This is a genomic window from Symbiopectobacterium sp. Eva_TO (assembly GCF_053848865.1).
Genome location: NZ_JBSPEY010000004.1, coordinates 3,433,709 through 3,450,355, shown reverse-complemented (window position 1 = coordinate 3,450,355; position 16,647 = coordinate 3,433,709). Strand labels below are relative to the sequence as shown.

Here is a 16,647-nt window from a genome sequence, read left to right as displayed (position 1 = left end):
TAGAAAGATGTGTATAACGATATGAGCATAACCTGCTGTTGTTGCATGATAAAACTGAACGTCCGAAGCGGGAGCATAAAGGCAAAATCGCGGTAGCAGAGAGCGATATGCGCTGGTGCTCAGATGGCTTCGAGTTCGGTTGTGACAACGGCGAGAAGCTGCGGGTGACGTTCGCACTGGACTGCTGCGACCGGGAGGCCATAGACCACCTCGTTATATGTATTAGTCGCGACTTGATCTGACACTGGACCTTGAAAGGTTGAGAGTTACCGGTTTTGATATGGGTGTCGAATCCTTATACAAAACACGAGGTAACTCTCATGCTTCATACTAACAATCCCATCATCAAACACAAAGCCGGCCTGCTCAATCTCGCCGAAGAACTCGGTAACGTATCAAAAGCCTGTAAAATCATGGGGGTGTCACGCGACACGTTTTATCGCTATCAGGAACTGGCGGCAGAAGGCAGCATTGACGCTCTGGTTAACCAAAACCGCCGGGTTCCCAACCTGAAAAACCGTGCTGATGAAGCCACTGAACGTGCGGTTGTTGATTACGCCATTGAGTTCCCGGCTCATGGCCAGCACCGGACCAGTAATGAGCTGCGTAAAAAAGGCGTCTTCATTTCTGGCAGCGGTGTGCGCTCCATCTGGCAACGACACGATCTGGAAAACTTTCGTAAGCGCCTGAAGGCACTTGAGGAAAAAGTTGCCAGAGAAGGCATCGTACTTACTGATGCTCAAATCGCTGCACTGGAGAAGAAGGCGCACGACGACGAAGCCTGTGGTGAAATAGAGACTGCTCACCCGGGTTATCTGGGGTCGCAGGACACCTTCTACGTGGGTAATCTGAAAGGTGTTGGCCGTATCTACCAGCAGACGTTCGTGGATACGTACTCGAAAGTGGCGCACTGCAAGCTTTACACGAGTAAAGTACCGATCTCTGCCGCCGACCTGCTCAATGATCGCGTGCTGCCGTTCTACGAAGCTCAGGGGCTGCCAATGCTAAGAATACTGACGGACAGGGGGACGGAGTACTGCGGTAAAGTGGAACAACATGACTATCAGCTGTACTTGGCTATCAACGATATAGACCATACGAAAACGAAAGTGTAGTGGCACACTGATACTGGCCACCTGATCGGAGGTGATATGCTCACCTCATCAACACGACAGGTGACCTCATGGGTAAACATTTTACGGCGGAATTTAAGCTCGAAGCCGCAAAGCTGGTTGTCGACCACGGCTACACATACGTTAAGGCCGCAGAGGCGGTTAATGTCATATCGTTATACACATCTTTCTAACGCACTGTTTAATCAATGAGTTACGGGTTTATCTCAGAGTGGCATTTTGAACCTCAAAAAGCCAATGGGATGGCTTGAATGCCTTAATTCACGGGGTTCTGAGCATCCTGTTCAAAAAATGGCCAAAAGATGTGTATAACGATATGGGTTAATGTCAGCCATTCTGCCATTAGTCGCTGGGTCAATAAGCTTCGCCTTGAACGACAGGGAAAAACGCCAACGGGACTTCCTCTTACCCCTGAACAGCTCGAGCTGCGTGAGATGAAGAAAAAAGTCCAATGCCTTGAAATGGAGAACGAAATCCTAAAAAAGGCTACGGCGCTCTTAATGTCGGACTCACTCAACGGTTCACGGTAGTCGACAGGCTGAGGGCGCGATACCCGGTCACGGCGTTGTGCTAAACTTTTGAGGTACATCGCAGCAGCTACAGGCACTGGCAGGCTTCCGCTAATGAACCCGACGGTGAGCGCGTGGTTAAGTGTAGTCGCGTCATGGAAGCCTGGAACGCCAGCGGCGGCTCTGCCGGCGCTCGAAGTATCGCGACCATCGTCACCGGCAGCTCTGGTGTCAAAATGGGGCGCTGGCTGGCTGGCAAGCTGATGAAGGAGCTGGGTATCGCCAGCTGCCAGCGACCGGCTCACAAATACAAACGCGGCGGCAATGAACACGTTGAAATACCGAACTATCTCAACCGCCAGTTCGCGGTTACCGCGCCGGATCAGGTCTGGTGCGGCGATGTGACCTACATCTGGACGGGCAAATGCTGGGCTTACCTTGCGGTGGTGCTAGACCTGTTCGCCCGCAAACCGGTGGGCTGGGCCATGTCGACGTCGCCGGACTCGGCGCTGACAGTTAAAGCGTTGCAGATGGCCTGGGAACTCCGGGGACAACCAACAGGAGTCATGTTCCACAGCGACCAGGGCAGCCACTATACCAGCCGTCAATACCGGCAAGCCCTGTGGCGCTGCCGGATAAAGCAGAGTATGAGTCGGCGGGGTAACTGCTGGGATAATGCGCCAATGGAGCGGTTCTTCCGCAGCCTGAAGACAGAATGGGTGCCGACAAAGGGTTACAACAGCTTCAGCGAAGCCCAGGACGCGATTATCCGCTACATCACGGGGTATTACAGCGCTATCCGGCCTCACTGGTATAACGGCGGCTTAACTCCAAACGAATCTGAGCGACTGTTCTACATACAGTCTAATGCGGTGGCCAATATTAGTTGACCACTACATAATGAGCGAACTCATCAGGGTAAAATGTGCTGCGGGCGTACGCCAATGGCCACGTTACTTGATGGTAAACGAGTCTGGGCAGAAAAAAAATCTGAACCAGATTTAATCTGACAGACACCTGTATAAATAACCGGTAACTGTCAGATCAGGTCTGAGCTAATACACGTTATACACATCTCTGTTCGTGCCTGAGCGCGCGTAGCGTTTCGGCGGCCGTCATGACTTTCTGCAAGCCTTTCCTGATAGTTTTTGCGCCTGGTTCACCGTCGCCTTTTCGAGCAAGAAAGCCTCCCAGTTGCGCAACTAAGCGCAATACTTCGTTTAGCTTAGGGCGGCCCTTGGGCATACGCTTGTTCATCAGTAGGTAAGCTCCATGAGTCTCGTCGGAATCAAAGAACAACATTGCGTCCAGCTCTGGACAGGTTCGTCCCATACGCATTAAATAGGCGATGCGCCATGCCACGATCATGAACAGCGCCAATGCCCGCTCAATGCGATCCACGGTCGATAACTGTAACGCTTCGACACAGCAGCCGTTCTTCAGCACATTGAAGAACATCTCGATTTCCCATCTAGCCCGATACCAGTCGATCAGCTCCACGATATCTTCTCGTCCTTCAGGTACGCGATTGCTCAGCAACCGCCACTCGACCGGCTTCACGCCTGCTGGCGGCTCAATTTCCTTGGCTATCACACAAGTCACTGCCAACCCGCAACGCAGCGACACTCGCTTCACGCGCAGCGCCTGTTTCACCGTACGCGCCTTCTGCCCCGCGCGAGCCGCCATAACGAATTGGATTTCTCCCACCGGCACGGTCTTTCCAACCTTCTGCCAAAGCTTCTCATTACAGTCCAGACTGCGATTATGAGTCGAGCGGATCAACCAGTCAGCCGGAGTGCCAAGGTCATCAGCGAGCTGCATCAACGCCTTGATATCCGCTTCGCGATCGGCTAAGTACACCAGACGTGTGTTTGGCAACTCCGAGGCGAGTTCAGCAACTCGCTCGTATCCCTCGAGCCAGCGCGTACTCTCCTTGAGCCCATCGCGTTTTCCGTCTGCATCCTTCGGCTCTCTTGCCCACATCCACGCATCCAGTACGCCCAACCCCACGCGATCCGGACTGACCGCGTAGGTCGGATGCAGGTACAGACCACGCCTGGCTTCGTAGTTCAAGGGACCCAAGCCTTGGATTTGCTGCCCGTTGAAGTCAAGCTCGGTAGTGTCTTGGATACACAGCACAACCTCGTGTTCTCGGATCCTTTCCTGCGTACGCTGCCAGTGAGGTTGCAGAATGTCTCGCCATTCGAATGCTTGGCTCTCCATGAAGCGCTAAGCACCCAGCGTCTCAGACCATCCGAGGCACGTATGCGGAATGCTGGCTTGCGGATTCTCAGCCAGCCGTATCAAAAGCCCTTTGGCACGCTTATTGAGCTTCGTGTCACCAAGATTTACCCCTTCCAGTTCTTGGTGTGCCCAGCCATCTGAATCCCGTGTCATTTTTCAGCGCCGTAAATGGCGATAGTACACGTCGGTTTCACTTCATTTACAACCCCACCGGCTGCCTATTTCAGCCCGCTAACCCTTGGCATATAAGGCGTTGCGGACTTGTGTATAACGAGGTGACTTGAACCCGCAGACCTCTCAGCCTGCACGATGTGAGTCGAAACACAACGCGATACTATCATGCATTTAAAGTATTAAAGCTATTTCGATAGTACTATGCCTACGGCAGATAGTGCCTCAATGTCTTTCGATGTCGGTTCACTGTAACAGTGGAGATCAGCCTCAGTGCGATATGGGATATCAAGCAGAGAATTAACAGATTTATTACGGATAAATAGTCTCCAATCTAGGACTATGATTAAATCCTCAATTAAGCTCGCATATTTATCAATAATCGAAACCTGTACCGGATCTTTATGCTCAATTTGTTTGGCAGCAAATGTCAGAATACCACGGAGATGGTTTCCATATTTTCCTTCAAAGTTTATAGCTATTAAAGCACAGGTCATGGGAGACTTATTTGCGAGTTCTACTTCCAGCATTTCTCTGTTAAAACTACGCCGAGCTACTTGGTCATATAAAAGCTCAGGCTTTCCATGAGTTATTTCAGCCCAAAGGATATCAATATCTTTGATCAACTGTTCAAAATAGCGCAGAACATCTTTTGTCTGCGGTTTTTTTCCAATCAATCCAGTACTACCAATATCCAACAGGCGACTTGTTGGTTGACCCTGCGACGATATCTGTGAGGATTGTTTACGTTGGAACACTCCAACAAGCTTCCGAAGAACTGCCATCAATGTACGTTTGGCGGATGACTCGCATGGGGGTTTGGGTTTACTATCAAAATCCACCGGCTCGTTTTTTACTTGATAGACCCACTCAGCGAAGGTGCGATGTGGTAGCCCAAAACTGGATGGTAGCTCATGAGGTGAAGGCCATTTTCCGCTTTGAATACTAAACGAGTCGACAGGCATCATAATATATTCCATGCTTATAATTTATCTTAGAATATATTATATTCTGATGTTTAAAGATTTTGCGATAAGTAAAAAGCCCCAACCACCAGAGGGAGTCGAGGCTTCATGTCCTGCGCGCTTTTGCCGCAGCATGGGGGTATTATGTGGTCTACCGGCTGACCAGTCAAGCATTTAACTGATCTTTTGATCAGTATTTTTCAATAAGCGGTTTATCTAATCGGCTAGGGTTAGTATCTCCAGACATTACCAGCGTACGATAGCCAAAATTCTGTAGTGTCTCGACAAGTAGATGGACATCGCGCCGCAGTTTTCGGATATACTCGCCGTCGACACAGTTCTTACCATCGATATTAATAATCTGTATTAGTCGCGACTTGATCTGACACTGGACCTTGAAAGGTTGAGAGTTACCGGTTTTGATATGGGTGTCGAATCCTTATACAAAACACGAGGTAACTCTCATGCTTCATACTAACAATCCCATCATCAAACACAAAGCCGGCCTGCTCAATCTCGCCGAAGAACTCGGTAACGTATCAAAAGCCTGTAAAATCATGGGGGTGTCACGCGACACGTTTTATCGCTATCAGGAACTGGCGGCAGAAGGCGGCATATGACGCTCTGGTTAACCAAAACCGCCGGGTTCCCAACCTGAAAAACCGTGCTGATGAAGCCACTGAACGTGCGGTTGTTGATTACGCCATTGAGTTCCCGGCTCATGGCCAGCACCGGACCAGTAATCAGCTGCGTAAAAAAGGCGTCTTCATTTCTGGCAGCGGTGTGCGCTCCATCTGGCAACGACACGATCTGGAAAACTTTCGTAAGCGCCTGAAGGCACTTGAGGAAAAAGTTGCCAGAGAAGGCATCGTACTTACTGATGCTCAAATCGCTGCACTGGAGAAGAAGGCGCACGACGACGAAGCCTGTGGTGAAATAGAGACTGCTCACCCGGGTTATCTGGGGTCGCAGGACACCTTCTACGTGGGTAATCTGAAAGGTGTTGGCCGTATCTACCAGCAGACGTTCGTGGATACGTACTCGAAAGTGGCGCACTGCAAGCTTTACACGAGTAAAGCACCGATCTCTGCCGCCGACCTGCTCAATGATCGCGTGCTGCCGTTCTACGAAGCTCAGGGGCTGCCAATGCTAAGAATACTGACGGACAGGGGGACGGAGTACTGCGGTAAAGTGGAACAACATGACTATCAGCTGTACTTGGCTATCAACGATATAGACCATACGAAAACGAAAGCGATGTCTCCGCAGACAAACGGTATCTGCGAGCGCTTCCATAAAACTATTTTGCAGGATTTTTATCAGGTTGCGTTCCGTAAGACGTTATACGAGGACCTAGAAAGTCTACAAAAGGATCTGGACAACTGGTTGTGGCATTACAATAATGAGCGAACTCATCAGGGTAAAATGTGCTGCGGGCGTACGCCAATGGCCACGTTACTTGATGGTAAACGAGTCTGGGCAGAAAAAAATCTGAACCAGATTTAATCTGACAGACACCTGTATAAATGATAGGTACCGCGATGTCCGGGGAGCTGAATGGAAACAGATTGAATAATTTCGATCGAATTTCGAGTAATTTCGAACGATGCATTATAACTCATTGAATCATAATGACGATATTTTAATGCCGCTGTACTCCTGACAGCGCGACTTCCGCCAACTGTTGCTGAAGCTGCACCACGGCGTGCTCATCCGCCCACAGTCGTTGTGCCGGGTGCAGTGCGTAGAGTGAAAGATAATGCGGTTTAACGCCTTTCGCCGCCAACGCCTGTAACGCCGCCGCGCTGGTTTCATGAGACGCAGAGCCTGCGGTGTGTGAAGAAACGCCCGGCGCTGCATGGGAAATTACCGCCGCCTGCCCGCTAGCCGACAACGCATAGAAAGAAAACAGGCTCAAGGCCCACATCGCGCCAACACGGCACAGTGTGCTCTGCGCTTTTTGCTCACATAACAACATCCATTCATCCCCTGTAATTCACTAAACGCGATATCAGCCACGATATTTTTATCGGCAATGAAAGCCACAAGGTCCAATGGATATGACTCCCTAATTCACGTTATGCAGAAACTGATTGTCATCAAATAGCGCAAAACGTTGAGATGACCTGCCACTTTAATTATTCGCTCATCATTATCGTTAGTATATAAAGAGACAATGTTTTTTGCGCCACTTACCGCAGGTTTATTTCACTGGTCCGTCATGTTCGCGGCGCCAATCAGGGAAACTAAGAGACAAAAAAAAGAGGCCGTTTAACACGGCCTCTCAGACTGATGATTACGTCACGTCAACAACTCGTCATCCCCGACTTCCCTCTTTTCATCCTCGACGAAAGCCGGGGATTCCTGAAAGAATAAACGCGTTTCTTCTGCGCGAGATTCCCGCCTTCGCGGGAATAACGTTGGTAAACAGGTATCACGGTTTCAAGCAGGACTGGCACCATTTCTGCCCACCATACCGTAAGCGTGCTGCTACGATGCCTGTACCTGCGGCGCTTCATTCTCACTGCCGAAACCACGCAGTCCGACCACGTGCACATACTCCTGATTCTGGAACACTTTACGCACCAGCTTATAGGTGGTGCCTTTTTCCGGACTGATATTTTCCGGTGCAGCAATCACCAACTGCATTTCCAACCGCTCGCACAGTTCGAATAGCGTGGCGATGGATTTCGCATCCAGACGCGCCGCTTCATCGAGGAACAGTAAACGGCAAGGAATAATATCTTTGCCGCGCAGGCGCTTGGATTCATCTTCCCAGCTCTGCACTACCATCACCAGAATCGACATCCCAGTCCCGATCGCTTCACCGGTGGAAAGCGCGCCACTCTCTGCACGCAACCAGCCATCGGCACCGCGATTAACCTCCACTTCCATCTCAAGGTAGTTGCGGTAATCGAGCAGTTCCTCACCGATGGTTTGCGGCGTGCGTTGCCCCATATCCACTTCAGGGTTGAGGCGTTGATAAAGTTTTGCCAGCGCTTCCGAGAAGGTCAACCTGTTGCTGCTGAACAGGTCCTGATGCATCTCTTGCTGTTCCGAGAGCACATTGAGCAGCGTGGTGTGTGTTTCACGCACGTTGACGTTCAAGCGCACGCTTTTCACCTGCCCAAACGCAACCGCCTGCAAGCCCTGGTTCAGTATGCGTATGCGGTTTTGCTCACGCTGGATGGTTTTGCGAATAATGTTTGCCACGCTCTTGGAACTGATCGCCAGCGTTTTCTCACGCGCGGTCAGTTCTTCCGTCAGGCGGTTGAGTTCAATTTCCATCTGCTCAATGGCTTCAACCGGATCATCGGTACGAATAATGTCCTGACGAATACGCTCACGCAGATGCTGATAAACCGCGATATAGAACTGCACTTTGCGCTCTGGCCGCTTTGGATCTTCCGATGCGCGCAGCACATCACGCAGATGTTCATTATCCGCAACCGCCAGTCGCAATGCCCCCAGCGCTTTATCCGACATGGAACGCAATTCGTCAGCGTCCATGTAGGCCAGTTCACGACGGTGCAAACGGCGCTCCACGCCATTGTATTTCACCAGGCGCATGACGGCACACCAACCCGCCTTCGCGGTCACCACCTGTTCGCGCATCTGGTGATAATCACGTTCCACTTTGCGCAATTTTTTCTGCAAGCCATCCATTTCCGCTTCACAGAAGGTAATATGCTTCTCCAACTGATTACGGCGCGTGCGGTTGGCACTCAAGGCAGCATGCAATTCATCACGGCGAGTACGGGCGCGAGCTTCTGCATCCGCATCCGCGCGCACGCCGATCTCCTGCAACTCCTGAATAAGCTCTTTGTGCATTTCATTTTTTGCGTCATGCGCACTGCGCAACGAAGCCTGCACCTGGCTGTACTGCGTTAACTGCGCCTGCTGCTGACGCAATTGTTCACGCGAACGGGTACGCTCGGTTTCTGCCTGATCCAACCGTTGGCGCAATTTGTCATTCAAATCGGCATTTTCCCCCAGCATGTCCGCTGAGTCGCTATAGCTGAAATGAGGACGCCGTTGCACCACTTCCGTTAAGGCAAACGCCTGCTGTTTCGCCTGGCGCTGTGCACTTTGCGCCTGGGTGTACTGTGCTCGCAGCTGTTCATGCTGCTGTGGATCGCTTTGCAGCACCGCCACCAATGGCTCCAGTTTCGCCAACGACGTACCGTGCTGCGTAATAAATTGCGCGGACTCTTCTGCGGCATCCAGCTCGTCGCGAATCTCCTCGATCCGGTCGTGCAAGGTATCATCACACAGCAGGCTGACGCGTGGGATCAGGCGGTTCAGCAATGAAACACACTCTTTATCCTGGTCGTATTGCTGACGTTGCTGCTGGTTTTCTGCGTCAAAATTGTTAATGGCACGGTCTAACTCACCGCGACGTGAGCTCAAGGGACGCAGTGCCGCCTCAGGATCGTCATCGAACGCAATAGCCAGATGAGAACCGATAAAACGGCTGAAGGCCTGATGCAAACGCTGCGTCTTTTGCACGTCAAACGACAGCGTGGCGTACTGCTGTGCCAGCGCTTCACGTTCGTCGCGCAGACTCTCCAGCCGGTTTTCGCGCGCCGCGCGACCAAACAACGGCACTTCAGGGAAACGCGAATAGCGCCACTGGCGATCGGCGATTTTAACCACCACCGCTTTTTGTAACTCTTCTACTGCAAAGACGCTGTCATCGAACGATTGCGGATCCCCTTCGATCAGATAGAGATCTTCCGGACAATCCTCCAACCCTTCAAGCTGCTCACGCATCAGCGACAGATCGGCCACAACGATGCCGTGGCGTGATGGCCCGTAGAGCGCGGAATAGTACGGCGCATCGTCCAGCGTCACGTCATCATAAATTTCGGACAGCAACACGCCGCCAAAGCGTTCTGCCAGCGCCGCCATCCGTGGATCTTCCGCACCACCTGGCTGACTTAACCGCTCAATTTGATCGTCGATGTGACGTTTACGCGCCGCTACCTCATCACGCTCGACCGTGATTTCACGCTCACGCTCCAGCAGTTGTTGCAAATGCTCGGTCACTTCCTGACCATCAGCAAACGTCGCCCCGCTCTGTTCACTTAATTGCGTCAGGGCTTCCTGTGCAGCCAGCCACACCGGTGCACGCGCGGTTAATGTCTGGATTTGTTGCTGGGTCTGCTCCAGTTCCTGACGCAGCGCCAAACGACGCTCCCCGGCTTCCGCGACCAGCGCAGAGAGGGTTTCAATCTTCAGTTCCAGTTCCTGCTGCAAGCTGTCCAAATCTTCCGGCTCACAGGGCTGACCATAGCGTTTGCCAAACTCTTGCAGCAGACGTTCCGCTTCTTGCTGCTCGCGCAGGCGCTGTTCCAGTTCGGCCAGACGACCGCGCAAAGGATGCACACGTTCTGCCTGATAGCGCTGCGAGGTGCTGTCGCGCAGCACATCACGCGCCGCCTGCCAGGCCTCGCTACGCGAAACGTTACCCACAATTTTGCAGACTAGCTGATAGGCTTGTTCAAATTGGTTATGTGCCGCATCGGAAACGCTCAGGGTTTGTTCCAGTTGCAGCAACAGTTCGGTCGCCTCCTGCTCCCGCGCGTGGAAGGTTTCCAGCCACTCATCGGCGTTATCCGCCGTTAAGTCCGGCAACTGGCAAAGCGAGCGAGCCCGCTCCAATGCCTGTTGCGCCTGCTGGTACTGGATCGCCCGAGTCTGCTGCACGTCCAGCGCCTGCTGGTAGTCAGCGAGTTGGCTTTTTAGTTCATCCACTTCCTGCTCGGCAGCCTGGGCGCGCGCGTCGTGTTCTTCGAGCTGCTCGCGCGCTTCTTCTACCACGATGTCCTGCTCTTCCAGACGCGAACGCAGTTCTTCCAGATCTGCGTCGTAACGCTCAATCTTCTCCTGCTGACGCAGCGCCGTTTGCACCAGGTTAAGGTGATCGCTGGCAGCCTGGTGATCGGTTTCCAAATCGCTTTCGGCGTCCGTTTGTTCCGCCAATTCGCGCGCCATTTCCACATGACGGTACTGCTCATGCACCAACTGCTTGCGACTACCGAACAGGTCATGACGCAGCGCCAGCGCACCATCCAAATGCACCCGCCGCTCATTGGCATGGCGCATATAGTCAGCAGCCACGTAGGAAGTGGCTTCTGAAATCAGGTGTTTGAACAGATCGCGATCCGATTGCGTCACCCGGATGGCTTCCAGTGTCATACGGTTTTCCCGCAATGCCGCTTCCATGTCCTGGAACGCCTTGCGCACCCCGCTATTTTCCGGCAGAAGGTAATCACGTAGCGATCGGGTGATGGCACTGGAGATCCCGCCGTACAGAGAGGCTTCGATCAGACGATAGAATTTACTGCGATCGGAAGCGGAACGTAACCGACGAGGCACCACGCCCAAATCAAACATCAACGCATGGTAATCGGTAATGGAGTTGAACTGTTTGAACAGCACGCCCTCCATCTGTTCCACACGATCTTTCAGTTCTAGCAACGTCAATACCCTAACCTGGCGTTCGCCCAATGACTGGGTCAGCACCTGCGTCGGCTGCAACGTGGTGGGCAATCCTTGAATGGCAAAGGGTTTGATATCGACTTTTTTATCGCGCCCTGCAACCTGTTGCAGGCGCACCCCGACCAACACGCGTTGATGGCGGGAATTGACGACGTCCAACGTGGCATAACACACGCCGGCGCGCAGCTTGCCATGCAGCCCTTTATCGCGTGAGCCGCTGGTGGCCCCCGCCTCCGTAGTATTACGGAAATGCAGCAGCGTCAAATCGGGGATCAGCGCGGTGATAAAGGCCGCCATCGTCGTCGATTTTCCCGCACCGTTACCGCCGGACAGCGTGGTAACCAGTTCGTCCAAATCGAACGTCCGGGCAAAAAAACCGTTCCAGTTGACCAGCGTCAGTGAACGAAATTTACCGCGTTCAATCATTGTTATTCTTCCTCTCCACTCTCTGCCGCATTGTCTTGCGCACTTTCACCCTCTTCGACCTCATCGTTCAACGATAGGCCGCTGTCTAACGGCAGTGCTTCGCCATCACGGATCATGCGCAACTGTGCTTCACGTGCATCGTCGCCGCTGCGCACGTCGGCACCGAAACGAAACGCCGCTTCGGTGATACGGAATTTGCTGCTGTCGTTGCCCATGAAGTAGACCATCCCCAAGCGCCGCAGGCGATTCAACGAGGTTCTGACCTTCTCCTGCAATTTCTGCCGGTCAAGATCCGAGCCGGTTGAACGTTGGTTGACCAACTTCAGCAACTTGTTTTCATCGGCCAGACTCAACAGCTCTTCATAAAGTTCCTGCTGAGTGAAAATGCCCTCTTGCGCCAGTCGCTCCGGACTGAGGTAGAGATAGCAGAGAATTTTTCCCACCATCATGTCCAACTCGGACAGCACCGAGCGCGGGATCAGGGTGGTCGATCGCGGACGCAGATAGAAGAAACCTTCCGGCGCGCGGATCAGTTCCACGTTATAGCGTGCGTAGAACTCCTCCAACACGTCCTGAAAATCCATCAGGTAAGCATGGTTCTCCAGCTCTTCCACGCCGATATGTCGTCCCGCACGCAGTTGGCTATCGAGCGCGGGAAACAGGGTATTGGCTAACGCCGTTGCCAGTTTAGCTGGCATGATTTTATCAATAGTTGTCGATGACATGGGCCTGTACCTTGGCTCCGTAATCATTGATTGACTGCCATAGCGCAGGCAATCCGGTGAAATCCGCTTCGGCCACACCCAGACGCACCGCCTGGTCGACCACGATTCGTGCCACATCAAAATGCTGTGCCCGGGGATAGTGACTTAGGTAATCGCGTACCACGTCCGCCAGGTTGAGCGGGGTGCGCTCAGTTTTATATTTTTGCAGCGCCGCTTCTATCAGCGCGGCGATCTGTTCGCGCATTTCGCTGAATTCTTCATACTCCAGTTCAGGCGGCAATTCGCCTGTCACTTCATCACTGCGAAGCGCCAGCTCTTCATCGCGCATGTCCAGCAGACGATCGGCATTGGCAAAGGTCAACGCCCAGAGCTGGTCAAAATAATTTTGCACAGACTGGCGCAGGCGCTGAGCGAATACCCGGTTTTTATCCATATCAATGGCGGTACGGATAAACTTGTGGACGTGCCTGTCATAGCCAATCCACAGATCGATAGTTTGCTGTCCCCAACTGATGATGCGGTCAAGCTTGGCTTGCAAATCGAACACCAGTTTATCGACAAACTCAAGCTCAGGATGCTGCATCGTCGCTTCCTGGATCTGCAACAAGCTGGTTTGCAACTTATCGCCCGCCGCTTCCAATGTGTCCTGCAATTCACGCAGGATGCCGGAGGTTTCTGTCAGCAAATGCTCACAACTGGAGATGGCGGCGCGCCAATCTTGCGTCAGCAGCGCAGCGATATCATCTTTCACCCCCTGCTGCTGCTCGTCCATCACACGCTGAGAAAGATCGATACTGTCAAAAATTTCCGCGACCGAATATTTAAGTGGCGCGAATACATTACGGTGCCAGTGGAACTCATCGCCCCCCTCTTCTGCGGCCTCCGCCGCGCGCAACAGTTCTTGCGCTACAATAGAGAGTTGCATAGACAGGCGCAGCGTCGAAAACTCGCGCTGGCGGATGTAATAGTCGGTGATGCCAATACCGAGCGGCGTCAGCCGGTAGATGGCATTGCCATCCGCCATTTCACTGACAAAGCGATTCACCAAACGCTGGCGCACCAAATCGTTGATGGCGTTATTGGCACGCATTGCCACGGTTTCATGGGTTTGTTCAAATCCCTTGCTGACGTGACGAAAGGCATCCACCAGTTCCCCTTCGCTCATTTCGCCATCCATCCGCTCGCCGTTCAGCGTGGCGATCGCCAGCAGAAACGCCAGGCGTTCGGTGGGGAGTGACAGGGAAAAATCATTTTTTCGCGCCCAGGCAACCAGTTCCGGCACTGTCTGGGAAAAATCACTCATAGAGCATCCTTTATAGGGCGTTTACGCGCCATGACATGAATATAGCGTCCCAGGCTAACAAAAGGCTCCTGGCGACAATAGCGCTGTTCCAACGCTAACAATTCCTCGAAATTATCGATTTGTTGCTGCTTGTTCTGCAAGTAGTCATGAAACACCCGTACACCGGTCTTTCCTTCAATCGTCATCCCCAACGCATCAAGCCAGCCATAAACCTGCTGGGGATCGAGGGGATGATCCGGCGACAACGAACGTCGTTTGCGCTTTGGCATACCGGCTTGCACATAGGCAAAATTACCCAGCACCACATTGCGCAGCAAAAGTGCATGATGATTATAAAACATCAGCGAAAAAACACCGTCAGGAGCCAGACAATCAGTTAACGTCCGCAATATCGCCTGCGGATCGCCTACCCATTCCAGCACTGCATGGAACAAGATTAAATCCGCCGGATACGCCATATGATTCGCAATATCCTGCGCGGCACAGTGAACGAAACGCATATTATCGGCTACGCCCTGTTCCTGAGCGATGCTGCTGGCGCGGTGAATCATCTCATCTGAAACATCGCACAACAAGACCTGATGTCCTAAAGCCGCCAACCGACAGGCCATGTGCCCTTCACCACCGCCCGGATCAAGAATCCGCAAAGGCCGGTCAGGCAATGTTTTCAGCAACGCATCCAGATCCTGCCACAGCACCGCCTGACGCACCTGGCCTTTAGTGGTGCCATAGATATTACGGGCAAACTTTTCGGCGATATCGTTAAAATTGCGATCTTGCATTGCGCTGCGTTCCACGCCATCGTTAGGGCGATCGTGCGGCACGGAGTGCCCTCATATACCCGATATTCGGGTATAACGCCATATTTTCTTCAACCTGTTATTCTGGCACAGGCGGCACGAGAATAAACCGCCTGACCGCACGATATTTTGCCGGATGCCGTTTTTTCACCCAAAGGGAACCTGATTTCATGCTGTTTACCCTAAAAAAGTCGTTGGCGGATTGCTGCAACCGCTCCCATTATTGCTGGTGCTGATGGGCGTTGGTCTGGCGCTGCAGTGGTTCTCGCGCTGGCAACGAGGGGGAAAAGCCGTTATTTCCTGCGCCTGGCTGGCGTTATTGCTGCTGAGTGTGCAACTCATCGCCGATAAGCTGCTGCTGCCGTTGGAAAGCCACTACACGACCTGGCAGGCAAGCGCAGCACCGATTCCGTATATCGTGGTGCTGGGCGGCGGCTATACCTACAACCCGGCATGGGCACCGAGCGCCAATTTAATCGGTAACAGCCTGTCACGGGTGACAGAAGGCGTGCGTCTTTATCATGCCAATCCCGGCGCAAAACTGATTTTCACTGGCGCAGCCGCACAGGGAAATCCGATGACCAGCGCACAAACCGCTGCGTTGGTCGCGGAGAGTCTGGGAATTCCGCGCGAGGATATCATCACGCTGGATACGCCGCGCGACACGGAAGAAGAAGCTGCGGGCACGGCGGCCCTTATCGGGCAACAGCCTTTTCTGCTAGTGACATCAGCCAGTCATCTGCCGCGAGCCATGGTGTTCTTCCAGGCGCAAGGACTGCATCCTATACCGGCCCCCGCCAATCAGTTGGCCATTACCAACGCGCTCAATCCGTGGGAAAAAATATTCCCTTCAGCGTTTTATCTGTCTCACAGCGAACGCGCCTGGTATGAAACGCTGGGCATACTGTGGCAACGGTTAAAAGGCAGCGAAGCGCCGCCAGAAGCGGCGTCGCACTGAGAGGTCTATTCCAGCCAGGGCGTCAATTCGCGCGTGGCGCGATCGAACAGCGCGCGATCCAATTGTCCGGTGTGAAGGTAGCGGGAAACCGCTTCCCAAATAACGTAAAGCCAGCGACGATAGACAAAATTTTCCGCCAACGGTGCTTTTTGCAGATAGCGGTAGAGTAACGCTTCCGACATACCCGGCTCGCACAGACGAAACATGTCATATTCCCTGGGAGCCCACAACATCATGCCGGGGTTGATCATCGCCAGCAATTTATCGCTGCGCGGGTCTTTGAGCATACTGCGCAGCGATAAATTACCGTGCACCAACACGCAACCGTCATCAAAATCATCAAACAAGGCATCAATACACTGGCGCGAGCGGTACAACACGCTGCGCTCTTCCTGTGTCAGTAACGGTGCACCTACATTCAATAACGTTGACCAAAGCACCTCCAGCCGCTGTTTGTACCAACTGAGCCAATCGTTATCCTGCGTGCTATCACGCTGCCCACACAGCCGTGACTATAGATGCGGTGCCAGAGCAGCACGCTTTCAACCACATGATCCATCAGCGATGTCCAACGCTCGGGGGTGCGCGTTGGCGCTTCGACTGATACACCGCGCAGGCGCTCAATCAACATCAGCTCTTTGTAGGGGGCTTCCTGGGTGATCACCACACCGTACACCGTCGGCAAGCGTACATCCCCCTCGCGCGCCAGCATAGAAAGCTTGTACGCTTCTTGCTGCGCAATGTATTGAAAAAATAGCTTTTCTCCAACAGCGGCATGGCGTTGCCGTTATTGTCATACAGGGAAAATGATTATCTGTTTCTGCGTGTGCATATGCTTTTCATGAACAACTCATGAATCATTAAAATACAGTATCTTACAAGTAGTCATTGTTTCTAATCACTTCCATG

The 16,647-nt window shown here is 52.7% G+C and carries 9 protein-coding genes and 5 pseudogenes; 6 read left to right on the top strand and 8 right to left on the bottom strand.

The window, feature by feature from the left end; genetic code table 11:
- The first annotated feature begins 38 nt into the window (after nt 1-38).
- From ACWWJF_RS20355 to ACWWJF_RS20340, 4 genes and pseudogenes are all read left to right on the top strand, one after another.
- Entirely contained in the window at nt 39-242 is a 204-nt protein-coding gene (locus tag ACWWJF_RS20355; RefSeq protein WP_455870454.1) for a hypothetical protein, read from the top strand.
- Nucleotides 243-320: 78 nt separating this feature from the next.
- Nucleotides 321-1,109 (top strand): annotated as a pseudogene (locus ACWWJF_RS20350) (helix-turn-helix domain-containing protein); the annotation flags it as partial.
- A 74-nt stretch (nt 1,110-1,183) separates the two neighbouring features.
- The gene (locus ACWWJF_RS20345) at nt 1,184-1,306 is read left to right on the top strand and encodes a hypothetical protein (protein WP_455868630.1); all 123 of its coding nucleotides are present in this window, start codon (nt 1,184-1,186) and stop codon (nt 1,304-1,306) included.
- Nucleotides 1,307-1,453: 147 nt separating this feature from the next.
- Nucleotides 1,454-2,532 (top strand): annotated as a pseudogene (locus ACWWJF_RS20340) (IS3 family transposase); the annotation flags it as partial.
- A 175-nt stretch (nt 2,533-2,707) separates the two neighbouring features.
- On the opposite strand, the pseudogene ACWWJF_RS20335 reads toward ACWWJF_RS20340, so the two are convergent.
- Together ACWWJF_RS20335 and ACWWJF_RS20330 are read right to left on the bottom strand one after the other, a co-directional pair.
- Nucleotides 2,708-4,039, bottom strand: a pseudogene (locus ACWWJF_RS20335) (IS4 family transposase).
- Between the two features lie 206 nt (nt 4,040-4,245).
- Entirely contained in the window at nt 4,246-5,037 is a 792-nt protein-coding gene (locus tag ACWWJF_RS20330; protein WP_455870453.1) for a hypothetical protein, read from the bottom strand.
- A gap of 449 nt (nt 5,038-5,486) precedes the next feature.
- On the opposite strand from ACWWJF_RS20330, the pseudogene ACWWJF_RS20325 reads away from it, so the two are divergent.
- Nucleotides 5,487-6,528 (top strand): annotated as a pseudogene (locus tag ACWWJF_RS20325) (IS481 family transposase).
- 136 nt (nt 6,529-6,664) lie between these two features.
- On the opposite strand, the gene ACWWJF_RS20320 reads toward ACWWJF_RS20325, so the two are convergent.
- The 5 genes from ACWWJF_RS20320 to cmoM form a co-directional block, all read right to left on the bottom strand.
- Complete coding sequence (locus ACWWJF_RS20320; protein WP_455870452.1) at nt 6,665-6,949, bottom strand: hypothetical protein; 285 nt, start codon at nt 6,947-6,949, stop codon at nt 6,665-6,667.
- A 563-nt stretch (nt 6,950-7,512) separates the two neighbouring features.
- The gene (gene mukB, locus ACWWJF_RS20315; protein WP_455870451.1) at nt 7,513-11,952 is read right to left on the bottom strand and encodes a chromosome partition protein MukB; all 4,440 of its coding nucleotides are present in this window, start codon (nt 11,950-11,952) and stop codon (nt 7,513-7,515) included.
- 2 nt (nt 11,953-11,954) lie between these two features.
- Nucleotides 11,955-12,677, bottom strand: coding sequence for a chromosome partition protein MukE (mukE, locus tag ACWWJF_RS20310; protein ID WP_455870450.1), 723 nt, complete (start codon nt 12,675-12,677; stop codon nt 11,955-11,957).
- Nucleotides 12,658-13,980, bottom strand: coding sequence for a chromosome partition protein MukF (gene mukF, locus ACWWJF_RS20305; RefSeq protein WP_455870449.1), 1,323 nt, complete (start codon nt 13,978-13,980; stop codon nt 12,658-12,660). The genes mukE and mukF overlap by 20 nt, the downstream gene beginning before the upstream one ends.
- A complete protein-coding gene (gene cmoM / locus ACWWJF_RS20300) occupies nt 13,977-14,762 on the bottom strand; it encodes a tRNA uridine 5-oxyacetic acid(34) methyltransferase CmoM (protein ID WP_455870448.1) in 786 nt (261 codons plus the stop codon). Before cmoM ends, mukF begins: the two co-directional genes overlap by 4 nt.
- 247 nt (nt 14,763-15,009) lie before the next feature.
- Here cmoM and elyC point away from each other — a divergent pair, with 247 nt between their 5' ends.
- Nucleotides 15,010-15,738 carry an envelope biogenesis factor ElyC gene (gene elyC / locus ACWWJF_RS20295; protein ID WP_455871185.1) on the top strand — a complete coding sequence of 243 codons (729 nt, stop codon included), beginning with the start codon at nt 15,010-15,012 and terminating at the stop codon, nt 15,736-15,738.
- A 5-nt stretch (nt 15,739-15,743) separates the two neighbouring features.
- On the opposite strand, the pseudogene ACWWJF_RS20290 reads toward elyC, so the two are convergent.
- A pseudogene (locus ACWWJF_RS20290) lies at nt 15,744-16,524 on the bottom strand (YcbJ family phosphotransferase); the annotation flags it as partial.
- Between the last annotated feature and the right edge of the window lie 123 nt (nt 16,525-16,647).

What these genes read in the sequence shown, in the direction of transcription:
- mukE (WP_455870450.1), bottom strand. Translation starts at nt 12,677, where the DNA reads ATGTCATCGACAACTATTGATAAAATCATGCCAGCTAAACTGGCAACG.
- ACWWJF_RS20330 (WP_455870453.1), bottom strand. Translation starts at nt 5,037, where the DNA reads ATGGAATATATTATGATGCCTGTCGACTCGTTTAGTATTCAAAGCGGA.
- mukF (WP_455870449.1), bottom strand. Translation starts at nt 13,980, where the DNA reads ATGAGTGATTTTTCCCAGACAGTGCCGGAACTGGTTGCCTGGGCGCGA.
- mukB (WP_455870451.1), bottom strand. Translation starts at nt 11,952, where the DNA reads ATGATTGAACGCGGTAAATTTCGTTCACTGACGCTGGTCAACTGGAAC.
- cmoM (WP_455870448.1), bottom strand. Translation starts at nt 14,762, where the DNA reads ATGCAAGATCGCAATTTTAACGATATCGCCGAAAAGTTTGCCCGTAAT.
- ACWWJF_RS20320 (WP_455870452.1), bottom strand. Translation starts at nt 6,949, where the DNA reads ATGTGGGCCTTGAGCCTGTTTTCTTTCTATGCGTTGTCGGCTAGCGGG.
- ACWWJF_RS20345 (WP_455868630.1), top strand. Translation starts at nt 1,184, where the DNA reads ATGGGTAAACATTTTACGGCGGAATTTAAGCTCGAAGCCGCAAAGCTG.